This is a genomic window from Neisseria oralis (assembly GCF_045062685.1).
Classification (GTDB): Bacteria; Pseudomonadota; Gammaproteobacteria; order Burkholderiales; family Neisseriaceae; genus Neisseria; species Neisseria oralis.
The window spans coordinates 19,291-40,030 of the sequence record NZ_JBJGEB010000014.1 but is presented as its reverse complement, the minus strand read 5'-3'; the positions used below and the strand labels follow the sequence as shown (position 1 = coordinate 40,030).

The window sequence follows — 20,740 nt, the reverse complement described above, 5'->3', positions numbered from 1 at the left end:
TGCACGGAACACCATCACTTTTTCTGTATAAAACAGGCCGTCTGAAAGTTTTTTCAGACGGCCTCTAAAAAGTTCTGCCGAACCACTTGCGTAATGTATCAAAAAAGCCGCCTGAAAACCTGTACGACATGTTTTCAGACGGCCTTTATGGCGTTTAAGCCCTCAAATCAGGCAAACACCAGCCTGCCGCCTTCTTCTTTCACATGAATCGTGCTTTCGGGCGCATATTTGCCTTCGAGCAACGCCATGGCCAGCGGGTTTTCGATTTCCGACTGGATGGCGCGTTTGAGCGGGCGTGCGCCGTACACGGGGTCGAAACCGGCTTTGGCAATCAAATCCAAGGCGGCATCGTCCACTTTCAGGTGCAGGTGCTGCGCTTCCAAACGTTTTTCCAAGCCTTTGAGCTGGATTTTCGCGATGTTGCGGATATTCTCCTGATCCAGTCCGTGGAACACGACCACTTCGTCGATACGGTTGATCATTTCGGGGCGGAAGTAGGCTTTCACTTCTTCCATCACCGCTTCTTTCACGGCTTCGTAGTCCTGCGTACCCATTTGTTGGATGTGCTGGCTGCCGATGTTGGAAGTCATGACGATAACAGTGTTTTTGAAGTCCACGGTGCGACCTTGTCCGTCGGTCAGGCGACCGTCATCCAATACTTGCAGCAGGATGTTGAACACGTCGGGATGGGCTTTTTCCACTTCGTCCAGCAGAATCACGCTATACGGTTTGCGGCGGACTTGTTCGGTCAGGTAACCACCCTCTTCGTAGCCGACATAGCCTGGAGGCGCGCCGATCAGGCGGGCAACGGCGTGTTTTTCCATGTATTCGGACATGTCGATACGGATGAGGTGGTCTTCACTGTCGAACAGGAAGCCTGCCAAGGCTTTGCACAACTCGGTTTTACCTACGCCGGTCGGACCTAAGAACAGGAAGCTGCCGTAGGGTTTGTTCGGATCGGCAAGGCCGGAGCGGCTGCGGCGGATGGCATCGGACACGGCGCGTACGGCTTCGTCCTGTCCGACCACGCGGCGGTGCAATACTTCTTCCATTTTCAGCAGCTTGTCGCGTTCGCCTTCCATCATTTTGGACACGGGGATGCCGGTCATACGCGATACGATTTCGGCCACTTCGTCCGCGCCGACTTCGGTACGGAAGAGTTTGTTTTGTTTTTTGCCGTCGGGGTTGCTTTCCGCCGCCTGCAACTGTGCGCCCAATTTCGGCAACTCGCCGTATTCGAGTTCGGACGCGCGGGCGAAGTCGCCTTGGCGTTTGGCCTGCTCGATTTTGACTTTGATGTCGTCCATCTGTTTCTTGATGTCGGCGGTGCTGGAAGACGCGACTTTTTCGGCTTTCCAGATTTCGTCCAAATCGGCGTATTCTTTTTGCAGGCCGTCGATTTCTTCGTCTATCAGTTCCAAACGTTTTTTGCTGGCGTCGTCGCTTTCTTTGGCAACGTGCATTTTTTCCATTTTGAGCTGGATGATGCGGCGGTCGAGTTTATCCATCTGCTCGGGTTTGCTGTCCAACTCCATTTTGATGCGGCTGGCAGCTTCGTCAATCAAATCAATCGCTTTGTCGGGCAGGAAGCGGTCGGTGATGTAGCGGTCGCTCAATTCCGCGGCGGCAACGATGGCGGGGTCGGTGATGTCGATGCCGTGGTGGATTTCGTAACGTTCCTGCAAACCGCGCAGGATGGCGATGGTGTCTTCCACGCTGGGTTCGCCGACCAATACTTTTTGGAAGCGGCGTTCGAGTGCCGCGTCTTTTTCGATGTATTGGCGGTATTCGTCCAAGGTGGTCGCGCCGATGCAGTGCAGTTCGCCGCGCGCCAAAGCCGGTTTCAACATATTGCCCGCGTCCATCGCGCCGTCAGTTTTGCCTGCGCCGACCAAAGTATGGATTTCATCGATGAAAATCAGAGTGTTGCCGTCGTCTTTCGCCAAATCGTTCAATACGCCTTTCAAGCGTTCTTCAAATTCGCCACGGTATTTCGCACCGGCAATCAATGCCGCCAAATCCAAAACCAGCAGGCGTTTGTTGCGCAGGGATTCGGGCACTTCGCCGTTGACAATGCGTTGCGCCAAACCTTCGACAATGGCGGTTTTACCCACGCCCGGTTCGCCAATCAACACTGGATTGTTTTTAGTACGGCGTTGCAATACCTGAATGGCGCGGCGGATTTCGTCGTCGCGGCCGATAACGGGGTCAAGTTTGCCGTCGCGGGCGCGCTGGGTCAGATCGAGCGTGTATTTTTTCAGAGCGTCGCGTTGGTCTTCGGCATTGGCATCGTTCACGTTTTGTCCTCCGCGTACCGCGTCAATCGCGGTATTGATGTTTTGTTCGGTCGCTCCGGCTTCTTTCAGGATTTTGCCGGTCGCATCGTTTTGCTGCACCAAGGCGAGCAGGAAAAGTTCGCTGGCGATATAGGCATCGCCGCGTTTGGTTGCGGCTTTGTCCATCAGGTTCAACACCGCCTGCAATTCGCGGCTGGGCAGAATATCGCCGCCCTGGCCGGACACTTTCGGCAGGCTGTTTAAATGCTGCTGCAAACGCTGTTTCACCTGCGGCACGTTCACGCCCGCATGAGCCAAGAGCGCGGCGGCTCCGCTGTTTTGATCGTCAAGCAGGGCTTTCAGCACGAAGCCTGCTTCCAGATAGCTGCTGTCCGCAGCCAACGCCAAACTCTGAGCTTCTGCAAGGGCTTGTTGGAATTTGGCGGTTAATTTGTCGAATCTCATCTTTAGGTTTCCTTTTCTTTTTGAATTTAAAGTTTCTTGATGGCGGTTATATGGTCTCTCTTGTGGGTAACTCAATAGTGAAACTTAAAATAGATTATTATGATTAATTAACATTATGTTATATATAGATATTACTTTCTCACACCTGTGGATAACTTAAAGAGGAAAAACAAGTAAGGCCGTCTGAAAATATTTTCAGACGGCCTTAAAAGATGTGAAAAAACCAAATTCAGCGTTCTATTCGATCAAACCATCGAAGCAGTATCACTGTTACGAACATGCTGATAGAAATTTGCCAATAGAACATATCTTTATTTGGAAAAAGATATTTTATTCCTAGCGTTATAACTGTGGTTGATATAGTTACACACAATATTGGCAAAACATACCTTGTCCATATTTTCATTTTAATGTTTTTAAGAAAAATCATATTAAACATAGGAATATTTACCTTACCTAGCAAACATCCTAATTTATAGGACACTAGATATTAAGATTCAGTTTCATTTTTAAATTATTTTTACGAACCTATTAAAATCCGTCGGACCAGGCCCCTGTTTTATAAATAGCAGACAAAATTTAAGCGGTCGCTTTCTAATGTATAATTTGGATAACAAGTTATCTCCTTACCCAGAAAGAAAGAATCCCATGAGCAAGAAACGCGTCCTCACAGGCGTAACCACCACCGGCATCCCGCATCTGGGCAACTACGTCGGCGCCATCCGCCCGGCCGTCCGCGCGGCGCAAAACCCCGATACCGAATCCTTCCTCTTCCTCGCCGACTACCACGGCATCATCAAATGCCACGAGCCGGAGATGATTCACCAATCCACCCAAGCCGTTGCCGCCACTTGGCTTGCCTGCGGACTCGATCCCGAACGCACCACCTTCTACCGCCAAAGCGACATTCCCGAAGTGATGGAATTGAACTGGATTCTGACCTGCATCACCGCCAAAGGCCTGATGAACCGCGCCCATGCTTATAAAGCCGCCGTGCAGGCGAATGTCGAAAACAATCAGGAAGACCCCGACCACGGCGTAGAAATGGGGCTGTACAGCTACCCCATCCTGATGACCGCCGATATCCTCATGTTCAACGCCAACGAAGTGCCCGTCGGCCGCGACCAAATCCAACACGTCGAAATGGCGCGCGACATCGCCGGCCGCTTCAACCACCGCTTCAAAGAAGTCTTCACCCTGCCCGAAGTGAAAATCGACGAAAACGTCGAACTCTTGGTCGGTTTGGACGGACGCAAAATGTCCAAATCCTACGGCAACACCATTCCGCTTTGGGAAAACGGCAAGAAAACCCAAAAATCGGTCAACAAAATCATCACCAACATGAAAGAGCCGGGCGAGCCGAAACAGCCCGACGAAAGCCCCTTGTTTGAAATCTACAAAGCCTTCTCCACGCCGTCTGAAACCGCAGCGTTCACACAAATGCTTGCCGAAGGCCTGGCATGGGGCGAAGCCAAAAAACTCTTGGCCGCCAAAATCAACGCCGAGCTGGCTGAACCGCGCGAACGTTACAACGAGCTGACCGCCAATCCTTCGCAAATCGAAGACATCCTGCAGGCGGGCGCCGCCAAAGCGCGCAAAGAAGCGCGCGAACTGCTGGATAAAGTACGCGACGCCGTCGGCATCCGCAGGCTGAAATAAGAACGCAAAGGCCGTCTGAAAACTCAGTTTCAGACGGCCTCTTCATCCGTTCTGCCTTTCTTACCCGCCTTTTTTTCACGTTATAATTAAGCCCGAACCGTCAAAATCAGGACACATCATGCAGACTTGGCACGAAGCACTCGGCGCGGAAAAAGAGCAGCCCTATTTCCGCCACATCATCCAAAGCGTGCGGCAGGAACGCGAAGCCGGCCGGATTATTTACCCGCCCGCCACCGACGTGTTCAACGCATTCAAAGCCACCGAATTCAATCAGGTCAAAGTCGTCATTCTGGGGCAGGACCCGTATCACGGCTCAGGACAGGCGCACGGGCTGGCGTTCTCCGTCCGGCCCGAAATCGACATCCCGCCTTCGCTGGCCAATATCTACAAAGAACTGGCCGACGACATCCCCGGCTTCCGCATCCCGCAGCACGGCTGCCTGCAACACTGGGCGGAACAGGGCGTGCTGCTGCTCAACACCGTTCTGACCGTGCGCGCGGGACAGGCGCACTCGCACGCCGCGCTGGGTTGGGAACAGTTTACCGACCGCGTCATCGCCCAGCTCAACGAATACCGCGAACACATCGTTTTCATGCTTTGGGGCAGCCATGCCCAGAAAAAAGGCGCGTTCATCGACCGCCGCCGCCATCTGGTGCTGTCCTCGCCGCATCCGTCCCCCCTCTCGGCCTACCGCGGCTTCTTCGGCTGCAAACACTTCTCGCAGGCCAACGCCTACCTGGCCGCACACGGAACGGCCGTCATCGACTGGCAGGTTTGAACCATTCCATTGGAAAGGCCGTCTGAAAAAATTTCAGACGGCCTTTATCCCGTTTCTCAAACCGCTTCAATAATCCACCTTAATCTTGGGCGTTTCCTGCGCCGCTTCGTATTCTTCTTCCAACTCAAACCGCAGCGGATACAAATCCAGCTTTTCCATCAACAGGCGGTCGCCGTCTTCGTCGGGATTTTCGGTGGTTAAGAGCTTGTCACCGTAGAAAATCGAGTTCGCGCCCGCCATGAAACACATTGCCTGCATAGATTCGGGCATATTGCTGCGCCCTGCCGACAGGCGGACGTAGCTGTGCGGCATGGTAATCCGCGCTACGGCGATGGTGCGGACAAACTCCGTCCAGTCCAAATCCTCGGCATCGGCCAGCGGCGTACCTTCCACTTTGACCAACTGGTTAATCGGCACGCTTTCGGGCTGCGGGTCGAGGTTGGCGAGGCTGGCAATCAGTCCGGCACGCTCGGCGCGTGTTTCGTTCATGCCGACGATGCCGCCGCAGCAGACTTTCAAACCGGCATTGCGGACTTTGCCCAAGGTGTCCATGCGGTCTTCGTGTTTGCGCGTATGGATAATGTCGTTGTAGCGCTCGGGGTCGGTGTCGAGGTTGTGGTTGTAGTAATCCAAACCTGCTTTTTTGAAGTCTTCCGCCATGCCGTCTTCGAGCATACCGAACGTGCCGCAGGTTTCCATGCCCAATCCCTTCACGGCTTTGATGATTGCGGAAACCGTCTCCACGTCTTTGGGTTTGGGACCGCGCCATGCCGCGCCCATGCAGAAACGGCTTGCGCCGCGCGATTTGGCGATTTTGGCTTTTTCGACGATTTCATCCACATCCATCATCTGCTCTTTGCCCAGATTGGTGTTGTGGTGCGCCGATTGCGGGCAGTAAGCGCAGTCTTCGGGGCAGCCGCCGGTTTTGATGGATAACAGGGTGGAAAGCTGGATTTCGCGCGGGTTGAAATTTTGACGGTGGATTTCGGCGGCTTGGTAAACGAGGTCGAGGAATGGAAGGCCGAACAGGGCTTCGACATCGCATTTTTTCCAATAGCGCGCGGTCGGATGCGGCTTGCGCTCGGTCTTACGGCGCAAGGCGACGGGAGATACGGTCATAGTGTGTTCTTTCGTGTTTACAGCGGCGCAATGACGCTGACGGCCTGACTGCCGGCGCAATGACGGCAGCAGCGGATTTAAAAAAGGCCGTCTGAAAACGGCAGGGGAAGTGTAACGCTTTTAAAAAAACAGGGCAAAAGGTTTTTAAAACAATCGGGCCGTCCGAACAGGATTTCCCGTTCGGACGGCCCGCGGCCGCAATCAGGGCTGCCCGCCGGCCCGCCCTATCAGATACTCCGCCAGTTTCGGCACGCCCGACGCGGCGCGTTCGGCAATCACCTCGACGCCCGCGCCTACGCCCTGCGGGTTCGGGTCGACCAGATAACAATCCGCATCGGGCGGCGCATAGTGAATCAGCGACGCCGCCGGATAAACCTGCATCGACGTACCGACGATGATGACCACGTCCGCATCGCGCATTTCCTCCGCCGCCTGCGGAAACAGCGGCACTTCCTCGCCGAAAAACACGATGTGCGGACGCATCGGCCCGCCTTTGCTGTCGCGCACGTCGTCGGTCTGCTCGCCGGTAAACCCGATAATCTCGTTTTCGTCGGCAACGCTGCGCAATTTGTTCAATTCGCCGTGCAGGTGCAGAACCTTGCTGCTGCCCGCCTTTTCGTGCAGGCCGTCCACATTCTGCGTGATGATGTGCACGTCGTAATATTTTTCCAGCTCCGCCAAAGCCTTATGCGCGGCGTTCGGCTCGGCGGCATTGGCCTGAAGCCTGCGCTGGTTGTAAAAATCGATGACCAGCTTCGGATTGCGTTCCAACGCTTCGGGCGTACAGACATCGGTTACTTTATGCCCTTCCCACAAACCGCCCGCATCACGGAAAGTCAACAGGCCGCTGTCGGCGCTGATGCCCGCGCCGGTCAACACGACACATTTTTTCTTCATATTGCTGCTCCGTCAGGCCGTTCGAACAGGATTTCAGACGGCCTCAAACCGTTTCCATATCAGTCGTCGGGATGAAACCGCGCCGCTTCTCGCTCTTTGGCGGCGACTTCCTTGTCTTTCAGCTTCGTTCCCAACCCGAGCAGTTTTTCATACTCCGACTGCGGCGTACCGTCGTCCTGCATACCGAACGCGCTGGCGTTCACCCAAAGCGCGAGCAGGGAAACGACGAAGGCGCAAAAACCAACGATATACCAAAACATCTCTTTTTCCCTAATCTGTCTGTTGTGGTTTGTAAAGATATGAAATGTATCACAAACATGCTCCGGTATAAATTCTTCCGCCCTACTCTTTCATTCATTTACTTATTATCGGTCGTCAAACCGAAGGCCGTCTGAAAAGTTTTCATAACTTTTCAGACGGCCTTTCAAAACGTTCCCAATACCATCCTTCAACCGCCGTACTTGCCCAGGGCCGGTAAAAAGCATTCCACCAGCCACAGCCGCTCCCCCCGCATCCCGAACCACGAGCGGCGGGCGGCAAAGGCTCGGGCAGGCAGGCCGTTTTCAGTGCGGCATTCCTGCACGCCGGAAAACTCGAATGCGGAGCGCACCAGCGGCAGCGAACCGTCAAACAACCGCTCGCCCAGCGGCTGCGTGCCGCAGTCCAGCACCCCGCGCCACTGCGAATGCGGTTCGCAGGCGCTGCGCGCCCAAACGACGGGTTCGCCGTCAAGGCAGAGCAACACGTCGCGGATAAATTCTTCCTGTTTTTCAGACGGCCCGAACCATGCTCCGGCTGCACCGATGCCCAAGTCCAGCAGTTTCACGGTGAAATCGAAACCCAGGCCGCGCAATGCGGCGGTCAGCGACGGGGATTGCAGCAGCGCCACCATCTGTTTGCCGTAGCCGAGCGCTACGGACTCGGGAATGTCGGGCTGCCAGAGAAGGGACGGAATTTGGTTTCGGGTCATGATTCGTGTGTATGCGGCAAGACTGTTTTCGGATTTATATTGAGGCCGTCTGAAACGCTTTTATAAAATGTTTCAGACGGCCTCAGCGATTTATTTTGTTTTTACAACTCAATCCCTTTCAGCTTCGCCACGGTATTGATGTCTTTATCGCCGCGGCCGGACAGGTTGACCAGAATCACTTGGTCTTTGCCCATTTTCGGCGCGTTGGCGACTACCCATGCGAGGGCGTGGCTGGATTCGAGCGCGGGGATGATGCCTTCGAAGCGGCACAACAAATCAAAGGCTTCGAGTGCTTCGTCGTCTTTGGCGACGGTGTATTCGACGCGCTTGATGTCGTTCAGGTGGCTGTGTTCCGGGCCGATGCCGGGATAGTCGAGGCCTGCGGAAACGGAGTGCGTACCCAAGACTTGGCCGTTTTCGTCCTGCATCAGGTAGCTGCGGAAGCCGTGCAATACGCCGATGGGGGCTTTGCTGGTAATCGGTGCAGCGTGGTCGGGGGTGTCCACGCCCAAACCGCCGGCTTCCACGCCGACGAGGCGCACGTTTTCTTCGCCGATATACGGGTGGAACAGGCCGATGGCGTTCGAGCCGCCGCCGACGCAGGCAACGGCGACGTCGGGTTGTCTGCCGATGGCTTCCTGCATCTGCGCTTTGGCTTCGTTGCCGATGACGCATTGGAAATCGCGCACCATTTCGGGATACGGCGCAGGGCCGGCGGCGGTGCCGATGATGTAGAACGTGTCGTCCACGCGGGCGACCCATTCGCGCATGGCTTCGTTCATCGCGTCTTTCAGCGTGCGGCTGCCGCTGTCGACGCTGACCACGTTTGCGCCCAATAATTTCATGCGGAACACGTTGGGCATTTGACGCTGGATGTCGTCCGCGCCCATGTACACGTCGCAAGTCATGCCGAAGCGGGCGGCGACGGTGGCGGAAGCCACGCCGTGCTGACCCGCGCCGGTTTCGGCGATGACGCGTTTTTTGCCCATGCGGCGGGCAAGCAATGCCTGACCGATGGTGTTGTTTACCTTGTGCGCGCCGGTGTGGTTCAAGTCTTCGCGCTTCAACCAGATTTGCGCGCCGCCCAAATGCTCGGACAATCGCGCGGCATGGTAAACGGGGCTGGGGCGCCCGACGTAGTGTTTCAAATCGCGGTGGAACTCTTCCCAAAACGACGGGTCGTTTTTCGCTGCTTTATAGGCATCCGCCAGCTCTTGCAAGGCGGGAATCAGGGTTTCGGCAACATAAAGTCCGCCGTGTTCGCCGAAAAAGCCCTTCTCGTCGGGCGCTTGGTAGTTTTTCATCGGATTTCTTCCTTGTCTGTTTTTTCAGACGGCCTCGGTCTGTTAAAGGCCGTCTGAAAGGGAAATTGTCGGCAATTATAACTGTTTTTCACACAAACCCGCCATTTCGAAAAACGCCCGATACGCCGCCGCCTTTTTCGCCAAACTCAAAGGATAAGCGCGCGAAGTGGACGGCAGGCGGGTCAGGGTCAAATCCCGTCCGGCAAACGGAAACGGCACGGTTTCGCCCGTTTTCGGCATTTTGATGCCGCCACCCTGAATATCGAGCAGGACTTCCGTCGCCTTACCGCCGGTGGTGCAGATATGGCGGCAGTCGGGCATCTGCGCCAACACCGCCGCCAAATCGACAGTTTCGACCACTTGCAAAAACTTGTCCGACGCATTGCCGTGTTCCCGCACCGCCTTTAACACGGTCGGGCAGGACGCAATCCCCCGTTCGCGCAAAAACGCCTTGATTTTCTCCGCATCAAACGCTTTTTCAGACGGCATCTGGAAATGCGCCGCATCATTAAAAAACACCAGCCCATAAACGCGCCACATATCGTTTTGAAAATTCGGATAATGAAACTGCATCGCGCGTTTGTCTTCCTTGGGTGGGAACGTCCCCATCATCATTACCGTCGCCTGCGGCGGCAATAATGCGGGAAAAGGGTGGGTTTCGATTTCGAGCGGAGCGGACATAATGATTTCCTTGATAATGAAAATATCGGACGCAAAATAAAACGACAGCCGCCTTTTCAGACGACCCCTGCCTTGTCCTGAAACAAGTTTATAAGCCGACAGACAACGTTATCGCAAACGGAACAGCCGCTTTAGCGATATGTTAGAATAAAACCACGAAACATAGAAAAGAAAGATCTCAATGCAAAAAATCCCTATTGAATACTACAACCTCAATTTATTCGAACAACTGGACAGGCCTGTCATTGCTTTCGTAAAAAAAAGACCGTTCAGGAAAGTGGAGAACCTTCATGTCTTTGCTTCAACAGAGGCATATGAAAAAGAAAGGAGAAAGTTTGAAATCACCGGCTACAAAGCGCAAACCATCCCTTTAGGCATGTCTCTTGATGCGGTTATCTGGCAACCCTATTATGTAAACCTTGTTATATCCGGACTTGATACATCGGACATTATCTTTTCCAAAGACGATTTGCAGCCCCTGAAAGACCTTATCGACAGCTTTTGCATTATGTTTGCAGCAACAAATGCCGAAATAGAAAATGCGAAAGCCTACGAGTTGATGAAAAACAAAACCGTTTATTTTCTCGGACAACTCCTTACCAAAGAGTTTAAGGTGGGAGACAGAATCGGTTTCGAAGGCATTCAAAGAGAATCAGACGGTAAACATTATGTATCCGTCAAATGTTTCCTGACTAGGGAAAGTGCTGAAAAATTCAATATGAACAACCGCCCCGTAACGCCCGCCAATTTGGGATACCTCAAATATTTCTGGTGCAAACCGGTCATTATCGAACCACACCGAGACTACTGGATTGAGTTTCTATAAAACTGACAGAGCATCCATCGTTTGATAAGGAACTTATCCTCTCTTGAATCTTTCAGACGACCTTCTGCCCATACCGCATCAGCGTCATGCCGCCAACCGCCGCCGCGCAGCCCGCAACCAGCGAAATATGCAGCGGTTCACCCAAAAACCACGCCGAGCTGAGCATGCCGAAAATCGGTACGAGCGTAATATACGCTGCCGCGCTGCCTGCACCCAAAGTCTTCACGCCTTCGAAATACCACGCGTAGGCCAATACCGTCGCGCCGATGACCAGCCACGCCAATGCCGTCCAACCGCGTGCACCCATCGCCGCCATTGCCTCAAACGGCAGTCTGTCCGTCCACAACGCCACCACCGACAACATCAGCGCGCCGATGAACGATGTTACCGTCGTTACCGTCAGCGCGTCTATCCCGCGTAAAAACGCACGCCCGATTAAAGTATAAGCCGCCCAGCAGACCACACAGCCGAAAATCAGCCACTCCCCCGCCTTGATGCCGCCCGACAATACCGCCAACGGCTGCCCTTGCGTTACCGCCGTTATTGCACCAAAAACCGCCAGCAGCATACCCGCCAAAATCTTCGCGTTTAAACGTTCGCCGAAGAACCAAGCCGCCAGCAGCAGCGTCAGCACGGGATTCACTGCCACAACCACCGCCGCCTTACCCGCCGGCATCGCCTGCAAACCCAGCATGAAAAACACCGCATAGCCGCACACCCCGACGGAAGCGGCCACCGCCAAGCCCAGCCATTGCCGCGCCGACAAAGCCGCAAAAGTCGCAAACCTGCTGCGCGCAAACAACCAACCCGACAACAAAACCGAAGCCAGTACAAACCGAAGCGCCCCGCCCGTCAGCGGCGGCAGCGACTGCCCCAGCATCCGCCCCATCGGCCAAGACGCACCCCACAACACCGCCATCCCCAGCAGTTTCAAATGTACAGAATAACGTTCCATCTCAATCCTTTATCAACAAAGGCCGTCTGAAAATCAGATTTTCAGTTTTCAGACGACCTTTGCAGCCGCCACAAACGCCGCTATTTTTTCCTTGTCTTTAATCCCTGCCGAGCTTTCCACGCCGCCGGATACGTCCACCGCCGCCGCGCCGCTGGTTCTCACCGCATCGGCGACGTTTTCGGGAGTCAGCCCTCCGGCGAGTATCCACGGTTTGCCCAAATCTTCCGGCAGCATCGTCCAATCGAAACTCTGCCCCGTGCCGCCGTATTCGGTCGGATGGTAAGCGTCGAACAACAGCGCGCGCGCGTTGGGGAACCTGGCGCAGGCCGTCTGAATATCGGCGGCGGACTGCACGCGCACGGCTTTGAGATACGGCCGGTCAAACTGACGGCAAAAATCATCGTCTTCGTCGCCGTGAAACTGAATCACGTCTATCGGCACTTGGTGCAGGATTTCGCGGATAACGTCCGACTGCTCGTTCACAAACAGCGCGACCACCGACACAAACGGCGGCAGCACCGCCGCGATTTCCTTCGCCTGCGCCGCCGTTACCGCGCGTTTGCTTTCGGCGTAAAACACCAGCCCGACGGCATCGGCGCCCGCATCGGCGGCGGCAAGGGCATCCTCGGGGCGGGTGATGCCGCAGATTTTGATACGGATAGTGTTCATGGTTTCAACTTTCGGAACAAAATTTCGATAGCCAAGCATTATAAACAACCCGGCGGCCGGTATGTCGTTTCAACTCCGTTACGGATTTTCGGACGGGCATCACTTTCCCCGCCTATCGTATACGGAAACATTTTCAATACACCGTCCGGCATCAGCGTTACAATACCCCATTCCTTTTTCAGACGGCCTCACACCATGCCCATCCTCGCTTGGAACACCCCGCCCGCCCCTGCCGAACTTGCCCGCGTGATTGAAGCCCGTCCCGCGCCGCTGCATCTGGTTGCCTGTCTGAGCGAAAACCGCATTCCCGATTTTCCTTTGTCCGATGCCCCGACCGAGTTGGAAGGCCGTCTGAAAACCCGCCTCGACCAAGCCGTAAAATGCCTTCAGTTCAACAGCGTCAACTTTCTGGAAAACCTGCTGCCCGACGTGCATATCTGGCTTGTCCCGCCGCACCGCGCCGACAGCCTGCACGAACATTTCGACCGTATCGAATGGCAGACCGAAGCCGTGCCGCAAGTCTCACCCAAGCCCGTCAAACCTTGGTTCAGACGACCTCAAGCCACCACTCCGCCAGAACACGTGCTGGTTATCGGCGCGGGTATAGCCGGCGCCGCAACCGCGCGCAAGCTGGCGGAACACGGCGTGCGCGTTACCGTTTTGGAAGCGGGCAAAGCGGCGCAAGGCGGCAGCGGCAACCGCCAAGGGCTGCTCTACGCCAAAATCTCGCCGCACGACACCGAGCAGACCGAACTGCTGCTGGCAGGCTACGGCTACACCCGCCGCCTGCTGCAAAACCTGCTGCCCGATTCCGACGCATGGGGCGGCGATGGCGTGTTGCACCTCAATTTCGACGAAGCCGAACGCAAACGCAATCAGGCATTGGGTTTGCAGCAACATCACGCCCACCTTTACCGCAGCGTGTCCGCCGACGAAGCCGCGCAAATCGCAGGCATAGACGTCTTTTCAGACGGCCTCTACTGGCCGCAGGGCGTATGGCTGAACCCGCCCGCCGTCGTCCGCGCCTTGCTGAATCACCCGCTGATTGCGTTGCATGAAGACACGCCCTTATCCTCCGCCGAATACGACGGCGCAAACTGGACGGTACACACGCCGCGCGGCAGTTTCAGCGCAACCCACATCATCTACTGCATGGGCGCGCACAGCCCGAACGCCGCCGATGCCAACGTCTCCGCCCTGCCTTTCCGCCAAATCCGCGGGCAAACCGGCGTGGCGGCAGCAAGCGGTTTTTCCAAACGCCTGCGCTGCGCGCTATCCGGAGAAAGCTACATCAGCCCGAGCTGGCAAGGGCAACACTGCTACGGCGCAACCTTCGTCCTCAACAGCAACGACGACGCTTGGTACCCGCACGAAGAAACCGCCAACCGCGCCGCCCTGCAACAACTCAACCCGCCATTGGCGCAATCATTGTTTGAGCAAAACCCGCCTTGCTCGTTTTCAGACGGCCCCTTTGAACAACCGCAAAGACACGCTGCCCTGCGCTGCGACAGCCCCGACCACCTGCCCGTCGTTGGCGCGCTCGGCGACATCGCCGCCATGCAGACCGCCTACGCCAAACTCGCGTTGGACAAAAACTACCGCCTCGACAACGTCCCCTGCCCCTACCTGCCGAACGCCTACATCAACACCGCCCACGGCACGCGCGGCCTCGCCACCGCCCCCGTCTGCGCCGCCGCCATTGCCGCCGACATCCTCGGCATGCCCCAGCCCCTGTCCCAACGCCTGCGCACCGCCCTGCACCCCAACCGCGCCGTCATCCGCGCCATCGTGCGGCAGCAGCCTTTGCTTTGATGCAACACACAGGCCGTCTGAAAACAATACGGCAAATATCCGATTCGCATTATCAACCGATTGATTGCAATTCCGTTTTACAGTACAACAGCGGTATAATCAATTTACCGTTATCTACGCACCGCAATATTCCTTTACTTTTTAACCCATTAATTTAAAATAACGAAATTTATTCAAATTGGTTGAAACATGAGACATTACGGAACAATCGCACACTGGAACGAAGCTCGGAAATTCGGCGCGATACTTGAAGAATATTCCCAAAAAGAAGTCTTCGCGCCACTGGCCGCCTTCGACCGGACAGACCCGCCGCCCACCGTCGGCGAAAGGGTTTCCTTCGAAATGACGGTAGGCCGCCGCAACCGCGACGAAGCCGCCGACATCCGGTATATGGACAGATTTGCCGACGAGGAGAAAGACGGTTTTCAGACAGAAGCATCCGACAGCGTCAAAAAAACCGCCCTCACCGCCTTCATCGCCGGCCTAATCGCCTTCGGCGGCTATTACGGCTACCACTATGTCGCGGAAAACAGCGGCAAAATCATCCCGCACCAGCAAAACGAAGTCATTGTAAAACAAGTGGCTGAGCAGATTCACGCAGACCGCCAAGCATGGAAGGCTGCCGTTTCCGGTTCGGGACACGGCAAAGCCGTCAAAACGGAAAGCCAACCGCAGGAAAAAGCCAAAGCAGACGACAGTATCGGCGGGCGGATAATGCAACTGTTCAATAAAGAAGAGAGCCGCTACAAATGCGACGGACGCCAATACTGCTCGGAAATGACTTCGCTGGACGAAGCCAAATATTTCGTAAAACACTGCCCCAACACCAAAATGGACGGGGACCACGACGGCGAACCCTGCGAAAGCGACAGCCGCTGGCGTTAAACTTATTTTCGATTGCAAGGCTTAAAAAGGCCGTCTGAAAACTTATCCGGCATCCGGTTTTCAGACGGCCTCATGCTGTCCGACCGTTATATAATTGCCGTCTCAAATTCCCGAACGCATCAAACAAAATGTCTTCCCCGCAAACTAATAAAGACCCGCTAGGCTCATGCTGGATGATAGCCGCCGCACTGTGCTTCACCCTGATGAACCTGTGCATCAAGGCCGCCGCACAGAAATTCGGCCTGTACAGCGGCGAACTGGTATTCTGGCGCATGAGTTTCGCCGCCGCCGTGCTGGGTATCACGGCCAAAGCGCAAGGCCGCACCTTCTCCACGCCGCATTGGAAAACCCATCTTAACCGCAGCGTCATCGGTTCGGCCGCCATGCTCTGCCTGTTTTACGCCGTCATGCACCTGCCGTTGGCGACGGGTGTAACCCTCAGCTACACGTCATCGATTTTTCTGGCCGTCTTTTCCTTCCTGATTTTCAAGGAACGCATCGCGCCCTACACGCAGGCGGTATTGGTACTCGGTTTCGCCGGCGTGGTGCTGCTGCTGAACCCTTCTTTCGGCAGCGGGCAGGAAACCGCCGCGCTGGCCGGCCTGGCGGGCGGCGCAATGTCGGGCTGGGCTTATTTGCAGGTGCGCGAACTATCATTGCTGGGCGAACCGGGCTGGCGCGTGGTGTTCTACTTTTCCGTAACCGGCATGGTGCTCGGCGCGGGCTGGGCGGCGGCAACCGGCTGGCACGTCCCCACCGCCGACATGCTGCCCTATCTCTGCGCCGTCGGCCTGTCGGCGCTGGTCGCGCAACTGTCGATGACCCGCGCGTACAAAGTCGGCAACAAATTCACCGTTGCCTCGCTATCCTACCTGACCGTCGTATTTTCCTCGCTGGCAGGCATCGTGTTGCTGGGCGATAAAATCACTTGGCAGGAAATAGCCGGTATGGTTATTATTGTGGCAAGCGGCATATTAAGCGGTATCAAGCCGATTTGGATCAAGCAACTCTTCACCCGATAAGGAACGACAATATGATTTCCATCCGCGAGCAGTCTTACGGCCTGAATGTGGCTTTATACAACGAGTTTACGCTGGAAGATTTCCAAGAGCTGGAGCAGGCGCTGCTGGCGTGCAAACAGCGCATCCACCTGCCCGACATCCTGCTGGATTTATCGATGCTGAAAGACTTTACCATCGATATGGCGGTGGAACAGATTAAGTTTTTGAATCAGCACGAAACCGACTTCGGCCGCGCGGCCGTCGTTACGGACGACATTTGGATCAAACTCGGCGCCCGCCTGTCCAGCCTGCTGACCAACCAGCATCCCAAATATTTCAACGACGCCGCCGAAGCGCAGGCCTGGCTGCTGGAAAGCAACTCGAAGTAAATCGCCCGTCATGCTTAATACAAGGAAACGAGGCCGTCTGAAAAGTATTTTTCAGACGGCCTTTACAATACAGAAAAGCGGTAAAAGTCTCTCACCTCGCGTCATTCCCGCGCAGGCGGGAATCTAGGCCTGCACGTACAGAAACCTGTCAGGGAAAAAGGTTTCCTAAATTAATTACACGTTCTGGATTCCCGCCTGCGCGGGAATGACGGGATTCGATAAACAGTTGTATCAAAATAGGTAAGTTAGCTATAAAAGAGAAGGCCGTCTGAAACATCTTTCAGACGGCCTTCCGTTCAAAAACGTCCAAACAAAATCGGGTCATACCCTCCCCAACCCGTTTTCCAGCTTTTCAGCCAGCTGCTTCAGGTGTCCGGCAACATGACGGACGGTGGTTTCATCGGCTTCTTTTTCCGTCAGACTGACAGCGATGCCGTAGCGCTGCCCCTGCATGTCGGCCAATGCCGTGCCGAAACAATACATACCCAACCTGAGCTGGCCGTTGTCAACGGCATAGCCCCGCGCGCGCGTCTGCGCCAGTTCTTCCAGCAGTCCGTCCTGCGTGCGGACGCTGGTGTCGGTAAGCGGTTCGGGAAAGGCGGTAACAATCTGCCTGACTTCCTCATCGCTGAAAGTGGCCAATATGGCTTTGCCGGTGGCCGTCAATACGGCGGGAAACCGCATACCTGCGCGGAAAATGAAACCCAGCGGCGAGGTGCTGTTGCGGCAGGCCAAATACATGACCTGATCGCCGGTTAACACGGAAAGGGTCAGCGTGTAAGCATCCAGTGCGGGCATGGCGGCAATAGCCTGCTGAAAATCAGCGACAATGTCCTGCGTGGCTAAAAAACCGTTTGCCCAATACATTAAATGCGTTCCGGGCGTAAAGCCGCCGTCGCCGCTTTTGCGTATCAACCCGTAAGCCAGCATACCGTTCAAGAGGCCGTGTACCGAACTGCGCGGCAAATCGAGCTGTTTGGCAATCTGTGCGCCATTGAGCGGCCGGGCAGCTTTAGTCAGCAAATCGAGAATCCGCACAATCTTTTCCAGAGCAGGATTAGTAAGTTTTTGTTCTGACATAATATTTATTCGTTGACAAATTTCGACGGCAAAATTTATGATTAAAACGTTCCATATATTAAATCAATGTTCAATATATGGAACAAATAAAGAATTTAAATATGATTTTATCAGGAAAAAGGAGGCGGTTATGAATACTTGGATTAAGCGGATGCGTGATGTTTTGCCGACCGGCGCGGCGGTGGGCTGCGACTGGTTCGCCCAAAGCGCGCGCAATGCAGTGATTAAATCAACCGACGGACGGGAAATTATCGACTTCGTAGGCGGTATCGGCGTACTGAATGTCGGCCACTGCCATCCGAAAGTGACGGCGGCAGTCGCGGCGCAACTGGAGAAATTCACGCATACGGCCTTTCAGGTTGTGCCTTACCAGAATTATGTCGAACTGGGCGAAAGATTGGGCAAACTGGTGCCCATTGAAGGCAAAGTGAAATGCCAGTTTTTTTGCAGCGGCGCGGAAGCGGTTGAAAATGCGGTGAAAATCGCCCGCGCCTACACCAGGCGCAACGGCGTGATCGCATTCGGCGGCGCGTTTCACGGCCGCACGTTGATGACGCTTGCCCTGACCGGAAAAGTGTCCCCCTATCAGGCGGATTTCGGCGCCATGCCTTCGGGCGTGTTCCACGCGCTTTTCCCTTCCGAAACACAGCACATCAGCGTGGAGGATGCGGTTAAAAGCATCAAAAGGATTTTCAAAAGCGATATTGCGCCGCACGACGTGGCCGCCATTATTTTGGAACCGGTGCAGGGCGAAGGCGGTTTCAATGTCTGCCCGCCCGAATTTATGCGCGCCGTGCGTGAGATTTGCGACGAACACGGCATTGTGATGATTGCCGACGAAGTGCAGTCCGGTTATGGCCGCACAGGCAAACTTTTTGCGATGGAACATTACGACGTCAAACCCGATTTGATTACGATGGCAAAAAGTCTGGCGGGCGGCATGGTATTGAGCGGCGTGGCGGGCAAGGCCGACATCATGAATGCGGCAAGGCCGGGAGGCTTGGGCGGAACATACGCCGGCAACCCTTTGGGCATTGCCGCGGCATTGGCAGTGCTGGACATCATCGAAGAGGAAAAGCTGCTGGAGCGTTCCCAATATCTAGGCGACAAGCTCAAACAGTTCCTGCACGATTTAAACGCACCCGAAATTACCCAAATCCGCGGCTTAGGTTCAATGGTGGCCGTTGAATTCGGCGACGACGACTGCCCGAACAGCGAGTTTGCCGCCAAAGTGAAAGCCATTGCGATGGAAAACAACCTGCTGCTGCTCACCTGCGGCGCACACGCCAATGCCATCCGCTTCCTTTACCCGCTGACGATTGAGGAGGAACTCTTCGACCGGGCTTTGACGATTCTGAAAAACGCCTTTGAGAAGGCACGCCAAAGCTAAAAACGCTGAAACGAGGTTTCAGACGGCCTAAAGGCCGTCTGAAAAACACCCGCCACATTATTTTGCAGGACTTCCCATGAAAACCTTTTCCCTACTGCTCAACCACCCCGATATTTCCTTTTCCCCGATTTCAGACGGCCTCAAAGTCGGCAATCCGGCAACGGGCGAAACTTTGGCGTTTGTCCGCACAACCCGTTCAGACGACCTCAAGCTACTGATTCAAAAGGCGGAGGCAGCACAAAAATTATGGGCGGCAAAAACCGCGTTGGAACGCGCCGATGTGTTGTGGCGTTGGTATTTTCTGATGAAGGAAAACAAAGAAGAACTGGCGCGCATCATGACGATGGAACAGGGCAAAAGCCTGACCGAGGCCCGCGGCGAGATTGATTATGCGGCTTCGTTTGTGCGCTGGTTTGCCGAAGAGGCGCGGCGGATTGACGGCGATGTGCTGACAAGCATGAAGGCGACGCAAAAACTGGTTGTGTTGAAACAGCCCATCGGCGTTACCGCCGCGATTACGCCGTGGAACTTCCCGTCCGCGATGATTGCGCGCAAAGCCGCGCCTGCTTTGGCGGTGGGCTGCGCGATGATTGTCAAACCTGCATCACTCACGCCCCTAAGCGCGTATGCGCTGGCGCTACTGGCTTACGAAGCGGGCGTGCCGCAGGATTTGCTTCCCGTCGTCAGCGGTCGCGCTTCGGAAATCAGCCATGAATTTGCCACGAACCCGACCGTGCGCAAAATCAGCTTTACCGGTTCGACCGAAGTCGGCGCGAAAATTTTTGCCGACAGCGCGGCGGACATTAAAAAACTCAGTTTGGAACTGGGCGGCAACGCGCCGTTTATCGTGTTTGACGATGCCGATTTGGACAAAGCCGTCGAAGGCGCACTCGCCAGCAAGTTCCGCAACAGCGGCCAGACCTGCGTCTGCACCAACCGCGTTTACGCTCAATCCGGCATTTACGACGAATTTTGCCGCAAATTAAGTGAAAAAGTAGCCGCGCTCAAATTGGGCAACGGCCTGGATGAAGGCGTCAACCAAGGGCCGCTGATTGAGGAAAAAGCGGTGGAGAAAGTCGAGCAGCACATCGCCGACGCGCTCTCCAAAGGCGCGGTCTGCCTGACCGGCGGCAAACGCAGCGCATTGGGCGGAACGTTTTTCGAACCGACTGTCTTAAGCAGCGTAACGGCGCAAATGGCGGTGGCGCGCGAAGAAACCTTCGGGCCGTTGTGTCCCGTGTTCCGCTTTGAAACCGAAGCCGAAGTCATCGCGGCCGCCAACGATACGGAATACGGTTTGGCGGCCTACCTCTTCACCGCCGACACAGCCCGCCAGTGGCGCGTCGGCGAAGCCTTGGAATACGGCATGGTCGGCATCAATACCGGCCTAATCAGCAATGAAGCGGCACCGTTCGGCGGTGTGAAACGCAGCGGACTGGGACGCGAAGGTAGCAAATACGGTGCGGACGAATATTTGGAATTGAAATATTTGTGTATCGATGTGGCCGGATAGCCTGCCGTCGGTTTTCAGACGGCCTCACATCCGTCAGGCCGTCTGAAAACCGCAACTTCTGTTAATTTCCC

The 20,740-nt window shown here is 55.2% G+C and carries 19 protein-coding genes; 9 read left to right on the top strand and 10 right to left on the bottom strand.

What is annotated here, in order from left to right; translation table 11 throughout:
• Positions 1–167: 167 nt before the first annotated feature.
• The gene (gene clpB / locus ACI43T_RS10930) at positions 168–2,741 is read right to left on the bottom strand and encodes an ATP-dependent chaperone ClpB (RefSeq protein WP_405387069.1); all 2,574 of its coding nucleotides are present in this window, start codon (positions 2,739–2,741) and stop codon (positions 168–170) included.
• A gap of 648 nt (positions 2,742–3,389) precedes the next feature.
• Between clpB and trpS the strand changes: the two genes are divergently transcribed.
• Both trpS and ung read left to right on the top strand, forming a co-directional pair.
• Positions 3,390–4,400: a tryptophan--tRNA ligase gene (trpS, locus tag ACI43T_RS10925; RefSeq protein ID WP_405387067.1), complete on the top strand. Its 1,011-nt coding sequence runs from the start codon at positions 3,390–3,392 to the stop codon at positions 4,398–4,400.
• A gap of 118 nt (positions 4,401–4,518) precedes the next feature.
• Positions 4,519–5,178: a uracil-DNA glycosylase gene (gene ung / locus ACI43T_RS10920; RefSeq protein WP_405387065.1), complete on the top strand. Its 660-nt coding sequence runs from the start codon at positions 4,519–4,521 to the stop codon at positions 5,176–5,178.
• A gap of 66 nt (positions 5,179–5,244) precedes the next feature.
• Here the strand turns inward: ung and bioB are convergent, their stop codons facing one another.
• The 6 genes from bioB to ACI43T_RS10890 form a co-directional block, all read right to left on the bottom strand.
• Positions 5,245–6,297 carry a biotin synthase BioB gene (gene bioB, locus ACI43T_RS10915; RefSeq protein WP_405387063.1) on the bottom strand — a complete coding sequence of 351 codons (1,053 nt, stop codon included), beginning with the start codon at positions 6,295–6,297 and terminating at the stop codon, positions 5,245–5,247.
• 201 nt (positions 6,298–6,498) lie between these two features.
• Positions 6,499–7,194, bottom strand: a complete 696-nt coding sequence (locus ACI43T_RS10910) for an SIR2 family NAD-dependent protein deacylase (RefSeq protein WP_405387061.1) — start codon at positions 7,192–7,194, stop codon at positions 6,499–6,501.
• Between the two features lie 59 nt (positions 7,195–7,253).
• Positions 7,254–7,454 carry a hypothetical protein gene (locus ACI43T_RS10905; RefSeq protein WP_009173355.1) on the bottom strand — a complete coding sequence of 67 codons (201 nt, stop codon included), beginning with the start codon at positions 7,452–7,454 and terminating at the stop codon, positions 7,254–7,256.
• 188 nt (positions 7,455–7,642) lie between these two features.
• Positions 7,643–8,164, bottom strand: coding sequence for a chorismate--pyruvate lyase family protein (locus ACI43T_RS10900; protein ID WP_405387059.1), 522 nt, complete (start codon positions 8,162–8,164; stop codon positions 7,643–7,645).
• 101 nt (positions 8,165–8,265) lie between these two features.
• Positions 8,266–9,468: a tryptophan synthase subunit beta gene (gene trpB / locus ACI43T_RS10895; RefSeq protein ID WP_405387057.1), complete on the bottom strand. Its 1,203-nt coding sequence runs from the start codon at positions 9,466–9,468 to the stop codon at positions 8,266–8,268.
• A gap of 75 nt (positions 9,469–9,543) precedes the next feature.
• Complete coding sequence (locus ACI43T_RS10890; protein WP_405387055.1) at positions 9,544–10,149, bottom strand: DNA glycosylase; 606 nt, start codon at positions 10,147–10,149, stop codon at positions 9,544–9,546.
• 181 nt (positions 10,150–10,330) lie between these two features.
• Between ACI43T_RS10890 and ACI43T_RS10885 the strand changes: the two genes are divergently transcribed.
• Complete coding sequence (locus ACI43T_RS10885; protein ID WP_003768981.1) at positions 10,331–10,975, top strand: hypothetical protein; 645 nt, start codon at positions 10,331–10,333, stop codon at positions 10,973–10,975.
• Positions 10,976–11,027: 52 nt separating this feature from the next.
• On the opposite strand, the gene ACI43T_RS10880 is transcribed toward ACI43T_RS10885, so the two are convergent.
• Both ACI43T_RS10880 and ACI43T_RS10875 read right to left on the bottom strand, forming a co-directional pair.
• A complete protein-coding gene (locus tag ACI43T_RS10880; RefSeq protein WP_405387052.1) occupies positions 11,028–11,930 on the bottom strand; it encodes a DMT family transporter in 903 nt (300 codons plus the stop codon).
• 48 nt (positions 11,931–11,978) lie between these two features.
• Complete coding sequence (locus ACI43T_RS10875; protein ID WP_405387050.1) at positions 11,979–12,599, bottom strand: phosphoribosylanthranilate isomerase; 621 nt, start codon at positions 12,597–12,599, stop codon at positions 11,979–11,981.
• 195 nt (positions 12,600–12,794) lie between these two features.
• Here ACI43T_RS10875 and mnmC point away from each other — a divergent pair, with 195 nt between their 5' ends.
• The 4 genes from mnmC (at position 12,795) to ACI43T_RS10855 (ending at position 16,686) form a co-directional block, all read left to right on the top strand.
• Entirely contained in the window at positions 12,795–14,411 is a 1,617-nt protein-coding gene (gene mnmC / locus ACI43T_RS10870) for an FAD-dependent 5-carboxymethylaminomethyl-2-thiouridine(34) oxidoreductase MnmC (protein ID WP_405387048.1), read from the top strand.
• 189 nt (positions 14,412–14,600) lie between these two features.
• Positions 14,601–15,296: an excalibur calcium-binding domain-containing protein gene (locus ACI43T_RS10865; protein ID WP_405387046.1), complete on the top strand. Its 696-nt coding sequence runs from the start codon at positions 14,601–14,603 to the stop codon at positions 15,294–15,296.
• Between the two features lie 128 nt (positions 15,297–15,424).
• Positions 15,425–16,318: a DMT family transporter gene (locus ACI43T_RS10860; RefSeq protein ID WP_293279379.1), complete on the top strand. Its 894-nt coding sequence runs from the start codon at positions 15,425–15,427 to the stop codon at positions 16,316–16,318.
• Between the two features lie 11 nt (positions 16,319–16,329).
• The gene (locus ACI43T_RS10855) at positions 16,330–16,686 is read left to right on the top strand and encodes a SpoIIAA family protein (protein ID WP_009173346.1); all 357 of its coding nucleotides are present in this window, start codon (positions 16,330–16,332) and stop codon (positions 16,684–16,686) included.
• Between the two features lie 321 nt (positions 16,687–17,007).
• On the opposite strand, the gene ACI43T_RS10850 is transcribed toward ACI43T_RS10855, so the two are convergent.
• On the bottom strand, positions 17,008–17,766 hold the full coding sequence (locus tag ACI43T_RS10850) for an IclR family transcriptional regulator (protein ID WP_308024362.1): 759 nt from the start codon (positions 17,764–17,766) through the stop codon (positions 17,008–17,010).
• 130 nt (positions 17,767–17,896) lie between these two features.
• Between ACI43T_RS10850 and gabT the strand changes: the two genes are divergently transcribed.
• Both gabT and ACI43T_RS10840 read left to right on the top strand, forming a co-directional pair.
• On the top strand, positions 17,897–19,156 hold the full coding sequence (gene gabT / locus ACI43T_RS10845) for a 4-aminobutyrate--2-oxoglutarate transaminase (RefSeq protein WP_405387043.1): 1,260 nt from the start codon (positions 17,897–17,899) through the stop codon (positions 19,154–19,156).
• Positions 19,157–19,232: 76 nt separating this feature from the next.
• A complete protein-coding gene (locus ACI43T_RS10840) occupies positions 19,233–20,669 on the top strand; it encodes an NAD-dependent succinate-semialdehyde dehydrogenase (protein WP_405387041.1) in 1,437 nt (478 codons plus the stop codon).
• The last annotated feature ends 71 nt before the right edge of the window (positions 20,670–20,740 follow it).